The organism is Gordoniibacillus kamchatkensis (genome assembly GCF_000829455.1).
GTDB classification, from domain to species: Bacteria; Bacillota; Bacilli; order Paenibacillales; family NBRC-103111; genus Gordoniibacillus; species Gordoniibacillus kamchatkensis.
Map to the genome: position 1 here is coordinate 115,371 of NZ_JXAK01000003.1, position 12,247 is coordinate 127,617.

Genomic DNA, 12,247 nt, shown 5'->3' on the forward strand with positions numbered 1-12,247 from the left:
CGAAATTAAGTCCGTTCCGGTACGCAGACGAACCGTTTCATGCGCTCAAGCGCTTCGGCAAGCAGCTGCGCCGAAACCGCATACGAACATCGGATATGGCCTTCTCCTCCTGTTCCGAAAACATGGCCCGGAACGGCTCCAACTCCCGCTTCTTTTAGAAGCAGCCGGGCGAAATGCTCGGAGCTTAGCCCTGTGTGCGCAATAGAAGGGAAAGCATAGAAGGCACCCTGCGGTTCATGGCACGGCAGTCCGATTTCTCTCAATCCTTTGACGAACATCCGCCTGCGTCCGTCGAACGCGTCTTTCATCGTTTCCTTTGCTTCCAGACCGTTGCGCAGCGATTCGATGGCGGCGATTTGTCCGAGAACCGGAGCGCACATCGCCGTGTATTGATGGATTTTGAGCATGCCGCCAATAAGCTCCCGGCTGCCGCAGGCATAGCCGACACGCCATCCCGTCATGGCAAAAGCTTTGGAAAATCCGTTAATCACGATCGTCCGCTCCTTCATGCCCGGAAGCGAAGCGATGCTCACATGCCGCGCTCCGTAAGAAAGCTCGGCGTAAACTTCGTCCGAAACGACGATCAGGTCGTAACGCACGGCCAGCTCGGCAACCGGCAGCCAATCTTCCTCCGTCATAACGGCACCTGTCGGGTTATTCGGGAAATTTACTACAAGCACCTTCGAGCGAGGTGTCAACGACTCGGCCAGCGCCCGCGCAGTCAGTTTGAACCGCTCTTCCGCGGTCGTTTTCACTTCGACAACTTGAGCACCGTGAAGATGGGCGATGGGGGAGTAGGCGATATAACAGGGAGTATGGATAAGCACCTCATCGCCCGCCTCCACAAAGGTCCGAAGCGCCAAATCGACCGCCTCGCTCGTACCTACCGTTACGAGCACCTCGTTTGCGGGTTCATAGCGGAGACCGAATCCATTGTGCAGATACGAAGCGATTTCCTCCCGCAGTTCGTACAGACCGGCATTCGGGGTGTACTTCGTCCTTCCTTCATGTAGAGCGCGAATGCAGGCCGCCCGGACATGTTCCGGCGTAACGAAATCCGGTTCTCCGATGCCGAGCGAGATCGTATCCCGATTATTTTCGGTCAGTTCGAAAAAGGCGCGAATTCCGGAAGGCGGAATGTCGCGAACGCGCTGCGTCACATATTCATTGCGCATAACAAGTCATCTCCCGTTCTTTCTTTCGCTCTTGCATGGATAATTCGATAATAAGGTTCAGCAGCCGGTCAAACGATATGCCCGCCGCTTCTGCGCTTTTGGGAAGAAGACTGGTAACCGTCATACCGGGCAACGTGTTGGCTTCCAACACGTAGGGGATGCCGTCCACCAGCATCATATCGATTCGGGCGTATACGCTGCATTTAAGAAGGCGGTAGCAAGCGAGCGCCGTTTCGCGCACTCGGGCCTCCAGCTCGGCCGGCAACACGATAACCTGTTCGTCCGCTGCGCCTTCTGCATACTTCGCTTGATAATCGAACCATCCGGATTGAACCGGACGGATGCCGACGATCGGCAGAAGCTCGCCGTTTAGTATGGAGCAGGTCAGCTCGTCGCCTTTCATATACTGTTCAACGATGATCGACCGGTCCCAGCGCAAAGCTTCCCGGACGGCCGAACGAAGCGATTGCCGGTCTGCCGCCATTTGCGCGCCGATGCTGGAACCGCCCCGGTTCGGCTTTACGAAGACCGGAAAGCCGAGCCGTTTCTCGACGTCTTCCGGCGCATATTCGTCCATCCCGGTCCAACAGAACCAATCTGGCGTCGGGATTCCTTCGGCCAGCAGCAATCTTTTGCTCAGGTCCTTATCCATGCACAAGCCGCTCGACAGTACGCCGCTGCCCGTATACGGAATGCCGAGCGTCTCCAGCGTCCCCTGGACCGTACCGTCCTCGCCGTAAGCGCCGTGCAGCGCAAGCAGCGCGATATCGATTCCTTCCGTCATGCCGACAAGATCTTCCCGCTTCGTAAGGACGATCGGAACCGGTTCGTATTTGTTTCGGTCCAGCTGGTCGATCATTTGCCTGCCTGTCTTGAGCGACACTTCGCGTTCCGACGATACGCCTCCCATAATGACGCCAACCTTCATGTCAGCACCTCGTTATCCTATAAGTTGTCTGGCCGTCAGGCCGATGATTTCAAGCCCTCTCTCGATATCTTCGAATTTCACTCTGGAGAAGCCGAGCCGCATCGTATGCCGTCCTCCGCCGTCGGTGTAAAACATGTCCCCCGGCGTAAAAATGACACCTTGGCCTGCACAGGCGTTAAGCAGCGCCGTCGTATCGAAACGCTCTTCGAATTCGACAAACAGATGCAAGCCTCCGTCTCCCGATAATTTTTTATAAGGGAGATGCGTTTCGCAGCAAAGCTTCGTCCACTCGTATTTTCGTTTATATTCGGAGCGGGCCTTTTTCAAATATTTCTCCAAGTTGCCGTTACGAAGATATTGATAAAGCACCGATTGATCAAGCGTCGAGGTGTGAATGCTGCGCGAGCGCTTGATGCTTTCCAGGCAATCGATGAGCCGGCGGTCCGCCAGTACCCAGCCCACCCGGAGGCCGGGGAAAAGCACTTTGGAGAAGCTGCCGAGATAAATAACGCCGTTTCCCTGCCCGGCTGTTGCGATTAAAGGGGAAACGTGCGAGCCCGAATAACGCAGCTCTTCGTTAAAACCGTCTTCGATGACCGGGATACCGTGTCGGGCCATAAGATGCATGATTGCCGCTCTTTTCACGGGGGACGTTACGATGCCGGTAGGATTGTGGTAGGACGGGATCAAATATGCGCAATCGTAAGCCCGTTCCGTTAATGCGCGTTCCAGCTCGGTCAGATTGATGCCGTCATGCTCCATCGGAATGCCGGTAATGTCGAAACCGTTCAGTTTCAAGTTTTTGATCGCGGTGTAGTGGGTCGGATTTTCGCAAACGACCGATCCGCCTTCTTTTCTGCGAAGAGCGGACAGGACGATGTCGAACGCTTCCGTGAAGCCGCTCGTTATCAGCATATCTTTCCCGCTCAGATCGACGCCCTTATGCTCCATATAATTCAACAAATAATCGATAAGCGGCTTATAGCCTTTCGCATAGCCGTAATTGAGCAGAACGTTCCCCTCGATCGCCATACGGTCAAGAAAAGCGCGCTTCACATTATCCAGATCGAATAGCTTCTCGTCGGGCGCTATGCTGGTGAAGGAAATAACGTTTTTCTCCGCGCGAATGCCGCGCTTCATTCGGTCCAGCTCTACGGCTTGCCGCGCATATCCGTTAATGCGCGATGGCCAATCGATTTCGCAGGATGGAGCGGCTGCAACCGGGGGTGCGGAAGCGGCTGCAACATAGCTGCCTTTTCCCTGAACTGCATAAACAAAGCCATCGTTCTCCAGCTCGGAGTACGCGGAAATAACGGTGTTGCGGCTGACGGAGAGCAGCAAGCTGAGCTCGCGGGTGGAGGGCAGCTTCTGTTCGGGTTGCAGGGATCCTTTTATAATCAGACGTTTCAAGTAATCTTTCACCTGGATAAAGACAGGCCGGTCTTCCGTGGCCTTGAAGTCGTTAAACATGTTCATCGCCCCCATAAACATGATGGCACAAACAGGGAGAGGAAAGAAAGAACCACAACCCGGCATTTTTTGCCGGGTTGTGGTTCCTGAACTGTGTGCGGGGCATTGTATAGCATTTGCTCGGTCCCGGTTTTAGCAGGCATGCTCAGTCCCTCTTGCTGGCAATGCGGAACTGGCCCGGGGTTTGATGCTCGTATTTTTTAAACACTTTGTAAAAATGTCTCGGGTTTGCGTAGCCGACTTGCTCCGCTATCGCATCGAGCGGCCAGTCCGGAAATTGGCTCATCAGCTCTTTGGCTTTATGGATGCGGAACGAATGCAAATAATGAAGAAAAGTCGTCCCTTTCTCTTTCTTGAACAGGATGCTGATGTAGTTCGGATGCACCTGGACATGCTCGGACAGCAAGTCCAGCGAAAGGTCCTGCTTGTAGTTTGCTTCCACGTAGCCGATGATTTTATCCATCGTATGCTGAGTCGAATGCTTCGCATCCGTGCGATGCACAGCTTGCAGCACTTGGCTCCATAAGGCTGCCAGCGCATCGCCCTCCAGCCGCTCGCTGTTCTGGAAAAGCTCGGCCGCCGCTTGCGGGCCCGCGATTTTTTCCAGACTTGACCCGATGTGGTGCAAGTAGACAGCGATGCACACGAGCAGCGGGCGGTGATCCCGGCGAAAAGACGCTCCGGCGGCTTCAACAGCCCTTGTATCTCCAGCGATCCCGTTGGAATCGACGTCCCCAACATCCGCAGCATCCCCGGCACCCCCGTTGGACCAGGCGCTCCCTGCAACCCTAGCATCCCCGGACCCTGCGCCCACAGCGGCCCCTGTATCACCGGCAACCCTACTGGCCCCGGCGCCCCCAGCAACCCCGCCGCCCGCACCGGACCCCGCATCCGGGGCACCCTCGGCCCACCAGCGCGCTATGTCTTGCCTGATTTGCTCCGGCGATTCCCACCGCTGCAGCCGTTCCTCAACCAGTCGGTGCAATCGATTCAAACCCTCTTCAATCCCCAGCTCATGCTGATCGAATACGGCCATGATCTCGCCCTGCGCATAGCGGCTTACGATCGCTGCCGCAATCGCTTCGTTGTAAAGCTCCCGCAGCTTTCCCGCCGCATGTTCCCGCTGGCTGAAGCCGATGCCGAGCTTGTGCAGGCGCGGGTCGCCCGAGGCGAGCAGCTTGCCGCGAATGCCGCTCAGCTGCGCTTCGGAGATAGCCGATGCGCTGTTGATGAGCACGACGGCCTGGCCGAGCTGGCGGGAATGCAGGACGACAGCTTTCCCGTTCAATCCGAATCCGGCCTCCAACTCGGCAGCAAGCCGATTGACGCAAGCCAGGAACGCCGGCAAGCTTTCCGGTTCCGCACAGCCCGCCAGCAGACCGATGTGCGGATAGGGCAGCATCGCCTTCAGCTCGTCGGGAGAGACAAACTGCTCGTCAAAAGGGCTATTGTACAAAATATGCTCTTTTAACTTGAGCAAATCCAGCTTTCCCGCAGCCGCGCGCTCCTTCTCGATCGACTGCGCGGTGCGAACGAGCAGGTTCAGCAGCTCTTCTTTATGAATCGGCTTCAGCAAGTAATCGATCACCCGGTAGCGGATCGCTTGCCTGGCATATTCGAAATCGTCATAGCCGGTTAAAATGATGAAACGGTCGCAATAGCGCCGGCTCTGCACCTCGTGGATCAGTTCGAGCCCGTTCAGCTCGGGCATGTGCAAATCCGTGATCATCAAATCCGGCCTGAAACGCTCGAGCAGCTGCAGCGCATCGATGCCGTCCGCAGCTCCGACCACTTCGGTGAAAGGAGTGTTTCCTCTCTCGATAATCCGCATTATTCCGTGCAAAATGACGGGCTCGTCATCGACGACAAGCAGCTTCAAGCCGATTCCCCCTTGCATAGGCGGAGTGTGCAGCTCGTGCCTTCTCCATAAACGCTTTCGAGCCGAATTCCCGAATCTTTGCCATAGAACATTTTAACCCTTTCGTTGACATTATAGAGACCTACGCCGCCGCCGGCCGCAAGCGAGTCCCCGGCGTCCGCCGCCCATTTAAGTCCCGCTTGAATGTGGCGCAGCCTCCCTTCCTCGATACCGGCCCCCGTATCCGAAATGTCGACGTACATATGGGAAGAGTCTTCGTACACCCGGATCGTCAGCGTGCAGCGCTTCCGGACGCCGGCGATGCCGTGCACGATGCTGTTTTCCACGAGCGGCTGCAAAATAAACCGGGGACAAACGAAGCTGTCGACCCGGGCCGACAGTTGGAACGACACCTGCAGCCGGTCGCCAAGACGCACGCTTTGAATATGGATGTACTCTTTGACGTTTTCGATTTCCTCGAGCAGAACGGTTTCGCTCTTGGCCGACGACAGGCTGTACCGCAGCAGCTTGCCGAGCGAGTAGGACATATGGGCGGCGTCGGGATCGTCGTTAGCCTCGGCGATCATCCGGATCGATTCCAGCGTGTTGTACAAAAAATGAGGCTTGATCTGCGCCTGCATCATTTGATAGGCGGCCTCCTTGCGCATCATTTCCGAGCGGTGCACCGAGTTCACCAGCTCGTCGATGCGATGAATCATTTTGTTGTAGGAGATCGTCAGCTGGCCGACTTCGTCGTTCACGATATCGCCGCGATAGAGCGGGAAGTAGTCTTCGCCCACTTTGCGCATATGGCTCGACAGCTTCAAAATTCTTCTCGTTATCGACAGGGCGATCATGTAGTACAGCCCCGACAGCGCGAGCAGCAAGGCGGAGACGGCAAGCAGCAGCACGATGCGGTTTTTGTTAATGCCCCGGAAGACGTCGTCGATTCGCTCCAGCACGATGAATTTCATTTGCAGCCCGTCGAAGTAGAACGACTCCATCAGCATTTTTTCGCCGTTCACCGTTTGGTACGAATGGTAAGAGTCGCGCTGCGGCGCCAGGCGAAACAGCGCCTGCTTTTTCTCGCCGCTCAGCGGCTTCGTCTCCATCCGGTAAATTTCTTGCCCGCTCTTGTTCAGCACATACAAATTGTTGCCTCCGTCCGCGCCCAGGGCGCGAAGCAGCGGAGCGATCATGCCCGAGCTCACGGAAATGTCCAGCAGCCCGATTTCCTGCTCGTAATTGCGGTTGCCGATTTTGCGGAAATAATGCAGATTGATGCCGGGCGGCTGGCCGCCTGCGGCCAGCGACTTCCACTCGCCGATGCCGAGCGGAAGCGATTTGACGGCATCGCCGTAAGGGAATTCGTCCATGCCCGCCATCTCCGGGCGGAACACCATGTCGTTCTGCTTCGGCAAATAAATTTTCACCGTGTCGACCAGCTTGTTCGAGGAATAAATGTACGAAAACAGCGGGCGGATGTATTTGAGGAAGTTGTTCACCTGGTCGAAATCCGTCCGGTACGTCCCGCTTAAATAATCGACGGTGTTGGAATTATATTGGAACAGCTCGAAAACGGACTCGATCTGGATCGTGTTCACTTTTAAATTGGACAGCACCTGGTCGATAATTTTTTCCCGGCCCCCAGCGTACTCGTCCAAAATGCGGTTATAGTTTTGGTTGTACAGGATCAGGCCGAACGAAATGATCGGAATGAAGACGATGACGAAGTAGCCGATAGCCATCTTTTTCACGATGGAGAGGTTGCGGAATTTGGACACGAGACGGGGCAGCACGGACAACTCACCACCTTGCCAATATTAAAAATGGACGGTTCGGCTTATAAAATGGTCGCTATAACCAGCCTGGCCTTTCTCTTATAATCTTATTGTAAACGCTTAACCTCAAGAAGAAAAGGAGAGTGGGGACGGCCGGCATGCGGATCGCACTCGCAAAAATGAGAAAGAGCTGGCAATTGTACGCCATTTTGTTGCCGTCGCTCGTGTATTTGCTTGTTTTTAAATACGTCCCGATGGTCGGAGTGCAAATCGCGTTCAAAAATTATGTGGTGACGAAAGGCATATGGGGCAGCTCATGGGTAGCTTCAAGCATTTCGCCGATTTTTTCCATCTGCCGATCTTCTGGAACATCGTGAAAAACACGTTCCTGATCAGCGTCTATTCGCTGCTGCTCGGCTTCCCGGCGCCGATCTTGCTGGCGCTGGCGCTGAACGAAGCGAGAAGCGGGGCCTTCAAGCGAATCGTGCAGCTCGTTACGTTCGCGCCTTACTTTATTTCCACCGTCATTATGGTCTCGATGATCATGCTGTTCCTGTCGCCGCAAATAGGCGTCGTCCATTTCCTGGCGCAAGCGTTCGGCTTCCCGGCGGACAACGTGCTGACCAAGCCCGAATATTTCAAAACCGTCTACGTGCTGTCGGAAGTGTGGCAATTTACGGGGTATGCGGCGGTCATTTACATGGCGGCGCTCGCCGGGGTCGACCCTCATCTGTACGAAGCGGCCAAAGTGGACGGGGCGTCGCGGTTGCAAAAGCTGATTCACATCGATTTGCCCGGCCTCATGCCGACTGCCGTCATTTTGCTCATCCTGAATGCCGGGCAAGTGATGAACATCGGCTTCGAAAAAATTTATTTGCTGCAAACGCGATCAACGTCAGAACGTCGGAAGTGATTTCGACCTACGTGTACAAAATGGGCCTCGTCGGCGCCAACTTCAGCTTCTCCACGGCGGTCGGCCTGTTCAATTCCGTCGTCAATCTGCTTCTGCTGCTCGGCGTCAACCTGATTGCGAAAAAATATTCCGAGCATAGCCTCTGGTAAAGGGGGGAACGCCTTGGCTTTGCACCGCACCGGCGCCGCCATTCGCGAAAGCTTCTCCGACAAAATGTTTGCGGCGTTCGTTTACGCCTTTCTCATCGTCTGTCTCGTGGTGGTAGCGTACCCGCTCGTTTACATCGTCAGCTCGTCCTTCAGCTCGTCCGCTGCAGTCATTTCCGGCCGGGTGTGGCTGCTCCCGGTCGAGCCTACATTGAAAGGATACAGGGCGGTGTTCGAGAACCCGCAAATTGTAAAAGGCTACCTGAACTCGCTGTTTTACACCGGCTTCGGCACGGCCATCAGCGTGGCGCTGACGATTACGGCGGCCTACCCGCTATCGCGCAAAGACATGTACGGGCGCAACGTCATTATGGCTTTATTCGTGTTTACGATGCTGTTCAGCGGCGGCTTGATCCCGTACTATTTGACGGTGAAGGGGCTCGATTTGCTGAATACGAGATGGGCGATGGTTTTGCCGGGCGCCCTGGCTGTCTGGCAAGTCATCTTGGCCAGGACGTTTTTCCAAACGTCAATTCCCGCCGAGCTGACGGAAGCGGCGCATCTCGACGGCTGCGGCGATGCGAACTTTTTGCTGCGGGTCGTCCTGCCGCTGTCCAAGCCGATCATCGCCGTGCTCGTCCTCATGTATGCGATCGGCTATTGGAACGCGTACTTCGACGCTTTGATTTTCCTGAAGTCGCCGGATTTGTACCCGCTTCAGCTCGTCTTGCGCAACATTTTGATTTTGAACTCCATCGACGCCACGATGGTCAAGGATGTGAAGGAGCTGGCCGAGCGCCAGGGACTGAAGGAGCTGCTGAAATATTCGCTTATCGTCGTGGCGAGCGCTCCTATCCTTATCATATATCCGTTTGTGCAGCGCCATTTTGTGAAAGGTTTGCTGATTGGCTCTCTGAAAGGATGACACCCCACCGACAAAAGGAGTAGATCGCAATGTCTACAAAACGAAAGGTTACGAAATGGGTAAGCTTGGCGCTGATCGCCTTGCTGCTGATGCTGACATTCGGCTGCGAGCAGAAGGCGGACCAGCCTGCTGCGGCGCCGTCAGCTTCTGGCGATGCGAAAGCGGGGGCGGCGCAAGGGAATTTCCAGGCTGCCGGGTTCCCTATCGTCCAGAACAAAATTACGATGACCGCCTTCGCCCCGCAATCCGCGAACATCGCCGATTTGAACACGAACTGGTTTACGAAATATTTGGAACAAAAAACGAATATACATCTGGATTGGCAGCTCGTTCCGCAGGACGGCTTGAACGAGAAGAAGCAGCTGCTGCTCGCCAGCGGCGATTACCCGGACATTTTCATGCAGGGCAATTTGACGAAAGAAGAGCAGCTGCTGTACGGCCAGCAAGGCGTGTTTATTCCTTTGAACAAGCTGATTGACCAGTACGCTCCCAACATTAAAAAAGCGTTCAAGGATATACCGTACTTGGAGAAGGCGATCACGGCACCAGACGGCAACATTTATGCGATTCCTTCCATCAACGAGTGCTTTCACTGTCAATTCGGCTCCAAAATGTGGGTCGATTCGAAATGGCTGAAAAACTTGGGAATGGAGCCGCCGAAAACGACGGACGACTTTTACAACATGCTGAAAGCGTTTAAGGAAAAAGACCCGAACGGCAACGGCAAGCAAGACGAAATTCCGCTGACCGGCTCGCCGACCGGCTGGTACACGGATGTTTTCTCCTTCGTCATGAACGCCTTCATTTATTTCAACAAGGATAACAACTATTTCGATATGCATAACGGCAAGCTGGAGACGATCGCCGACAAGCCGGGCTTCAAGAAAGGGCTGCAGTATTTGCACAAGCTTTATGCGGAAGGGCTGATCGACAAAGAAGCGTTCACGCAAAAATCCGATGCGCTGGCGCAAAAAGGCAACCATCCCGACGTCGCGATCGCGGGAGCGATTCCAGCCGGCTGGTTCGGCGAATTTACGGACGCATCGCCGAACGCTACCCGGCACAAGGAGTACGATCCGATCGCCCCGCTCACCGGGCCGGACGGTATCTCGTACGCAGCGCACTATGTCGGCGTCGGCAACTCGGTATTCGCTATTACGAACAAAAACAAAAACCCGGAAGCGGCGATCCGCCTGGCCGACTACTTGTACTCCGAGGAAGGGACGATCATGTCCAACTTCGGCGAGGAAGGGAGAAACTGGGTGAAGTCGGGCGCGGACGAAAAAAATTTGCGGGGAACGGCGCCAAAAATTACAATCAAGGAAACGTCGTACGGAGTCGGCCAAGTGCAGAACGACCATTGGAACCAGATGGGACCGGGGCTGCGTTCGGCGGAATTCCGCGAGACAGTCATGGCGACGGGACAGGATCCTTACACGATGGACGGACTGGAGCTGCGACTTTATAACGCGACGAAGAAGCTGTACGATGGCCATCAGCCGAAAGAGGAGTTCCCGACCGACATTTTCCTCACTCCGGATCAATCGAATCAGGTCAAGCAGCTGAAGCCGATCATCAAAGACTATATCGAGCAATCGATGCTGCAATTCATTATGGGAGCGAAAGATCTGGATAAGGACTGGGACGCTTACGTGAAAGGGCTCGGCAGCTCCGGAATCGGCCAGTTCCTGCAAATTTACCAGGACGCTTACGACAAAATGAACAAAAAGTAACGGCTGCGGCGCAGCGAAAGGAGCATGGCGATGAACGAACGCCTAGAACGTACAGCCTGGTTTCGGGAAGCGCGGTTCGGCATGTTTATTCACTGGGGCTTGTACGCCATCCCCGCCAGGGGGGAATGGGTGCGAAGCGTGGAGAAGCTGAGCAATGAGCAGTATGAGCCGTATTTCCGGGAGTTTCGCCCGGACCGGTACGATCCGCGGGCATGGGCGAGAGCGGCGAAGGCGGCGGGGCAGCAATATGCTGTCCTGACGACGAAGCATCACGACGGGTTCTGCCTGTTCGACAGCGAGCAGACGGACTACAAGGCGACGAATACGCCGGCGCAGCGGGATTTGATCAAGGAATACGTCGAGGCGTTTCGCGCGGAAGGACTGAAGGTCGGATTCTATTATTCGCTGATCGACTGGCATCATGACGATTACCCCGCTTACGGCGACCGCATTCATCCGATGCGGGACAACGAGGCTTACAAAGACCGGCCCATTCAGTTCGAACGGTATGTCGATTATTTGCATGCGCAAGTGAAGGAGCTCCTTACCCGGTATGGTAAAATCGACATTATGTGGTTCGACTTCTCTTACGACGACATGACCGGTGAAAAATGGCGGGCCACCGAGCTTGTGAACATGATCCGCTCGATTCAACCTGACATTATGATCGACAATCGGCTTGGCGGCCATATTTTGGCGGCCGAGCCAGAACCGTACGCCGGCGACTTTTACTCGCCGGAGCAAATTGTGCCGCCGGGCGGCATCGTGGACGAGAACGGGCTTCCGGTTCCGTGGGAAGCGTGCATCACGCTCAACGACAACTGGGGCTATCACGCGAAGGACCACGCTTACAAATCGCCGAAGCAAGTCGTGCGCGCGCTCGTGGAATGCGTCAGCAAAAACGGGAATATGCTGCTTAACGTAGGCCCGAATGCGCGCGGGGAAATTCCGGCGGAGTCGCTGCGCATTTTGGAAGCGGTCGGCGAATGGATGCGTCATAGTGGCGACAGCATTTACGGCTGCGGCGCCTCAAGCCTCCCGAAGCCGGAATGGGGACGGTATACGCAGAACGGGAACATGCTGTACGCCCACGTGTTCGACCGCGGCATCGGCCCGATTTATTTCCGGGGGCTGAAAGGGAAGATCAAGAAGGCGAGGCTTCTGGCCGACGGCTCGGAGCTCAAAGTATCCGTGCCGTGGATGGCGGAGCAATATTCGGACACCGACAGCGGCGCCTTCATCCATTTGGCCGGGGCCGAGCTTCCGGACGAGATCGACACCGTGATCGCGCTGGAAATCGAATGAACGAAAGAGGGGA

The 12,247-nt window shown here is 55.4% G+C and carries 8 protein-coding genes and 1 pseudogene; 4 read left to right on the forward strand and 5 right to left on the reverse strand.

Annotated elements, in window-relative coordinates; genetic code table 11:
- Positions 1-5: 5 nt before the first annotated feature.
- The 5 genes from SD70_RS02935 to SD70_RS02955 all read right to left on the reverse strand — a co-directional run bounded on the left by SD70_RS02935 (position 6) and on the right by SD70_RS02955 (position 7,230).
- Complete coding sequence (locus tag SD70_RS02935) at positions 6-1,175, reverse strand: pyridoxal phosphate-dependent aminotransferase (RefSeq protein WP_041045487.1); 1,170 nt, start codon at positions 1,173-1,175, stop codon at positions 6-8.
- A complete protein-coding gene (locus SD70_RS02940; protein WP_041045489.1) occupies positions 1,165-2,103 on the reverse strand; it encodes a D-alanine--D-alanine ligase in 939 nt (312 codons plus the stop codon). The genes SD70_RS02935 and SD70_RS02940 overlap by 11 nt, the downstream gene beginning before the upstream one ends.
- 12 nt (positions 2,104-2,115) lie before the next feature.
- Positions 2,116-3,573, reverse strand: coding sequence for an aminotransferase-like domain-containing protein (locus SD70_RS02945; protein WP_041045491.1), 1,458 nt, complete (start codon positions 3,571-3,573; stop codon positions 2,116-2,118).
- Positions 3,574-3,718: 145 nt separating this feature from the next.
- Positions 3,719-5,452 (reverse strand): response regulator transcription factor, encoded by a 1,734-nt coding sequence (locus SD70_RS39100; RefSeq protein ID WP_041045493.1) that lies wholly within the window; start codon positions 5,450-5,452, stop codon positions 3,719-3,721.
- Positions 5,449-7,230 (reverse strand): histidine kinase, encoded by a 1,782-nt coding sequence (locus SD70_RS02955; protein WP_041045495.1) that lies wholly within the window; start codon positions 7,228-7,230, stop codon positions 5,449-5,451. The genes SD70_RS39100 and SD70_RS02955 overlap by 4 nt, the downstream gene beginning before the upstream one ends.
- Before the next feature lie 140 nt (positions 7,231-7,370).
- On the opposite strand from SD70_RS02955, the pseudogene SD70_RS02960 reads away from it, so the two are divergent.
- From SD70_RS02960 to SD70_RS02975, 4 genes and pseudogenes are all read left to right on the forward strand, one after another.
- Positions 7,371-8,274: pseudogene (locus tag SD70_RS02960) on the forward strand (ABC transporter permease).
- 64 nt (positions 8,275-8,338) lie between these two features.
- Positions 8,339-9,196: a carbohydrate ABC transporter permease gene (locus SD70_RS02965; RefSeq protein WP_052487003.1), complete on the forward strand. Its 858-nt coding sequence runs from the start codon at positions 8,339-8,341 to the stop codon at positions 9,194-9,196.
- Between the two features lie 29 nt (positions 9,197-9,225).
- Entirely contained in the window at positions 9,226-10,929 is a 1,704-nt protein-coding gene (locus tag SD70_RS02970; RefSeq protein ID WP_041045499.1) for an ABC transporter substrate-binding protein, read from the forward strand.
- Between the two features lie 30 nt (positions 10,930-10,959).
- Positions 10,960-12,234, forward strand: a complete 1,275-nt coding sequence (locus SD70_RS02975) for an alpha-L-fucosidase (RefSeq protein ID WP_041045501.1) — start codon at positions 10,960-10,962, stop codon at positions 12,232-12,234.
- Positions 12,235-12,247 lie beyond the last annotated feature (13 nt).

What these genes read in the sequence shown, in the direction of transcription:
- SD70_RS02940 (WP_041045489.1), bottom strand. Translation starts at nt 2,103, where the DNA reads ATGAAGGTTGGCGTCATTATGGGAGGCGTATCGTCGGAACGCGAAGTG.
- SD70_RS02970 (WP_041045499.1), top strand. Translation starts at nt 9,226, where the DNA reads ATGTCTACAAAACGAAAGGTTACGAAATGGGTAAGCTTGGCGCTGATC.
- SD70_RS02975 (WP_041045501.1), top strand. Translation starts at nt 10,960, where the DNA reads ATGAACGAACGCCTAGAACGTACAGCCTGGTTTCGGGAAGCGCGGTTC.
- SD70_RS02935 (WP_041045487.1), bottom strand. Translation starts at nt 1,175, where the DNA reads ATGCGCAATGAATATGTGACGCAGCGCGTTCGCGACATTCCGCCTTCC.
- SD70_RS02945 (WP_041045491.1), bottom strand. Translation starts at nt 3,573, where the DNA reads ATGTTTAACGACTTCAAGGCCACGGAAGACCGGCCTGTCTTTATCCAG.
- SD70_RS02965 (WP_052487003.1), top strand. Translation starts at nt 8,339, where the DNA reads ATGTTTGCGGCGTTCGTTTACGCCTTTCTCATCGTCTGTCTCGTGGTG.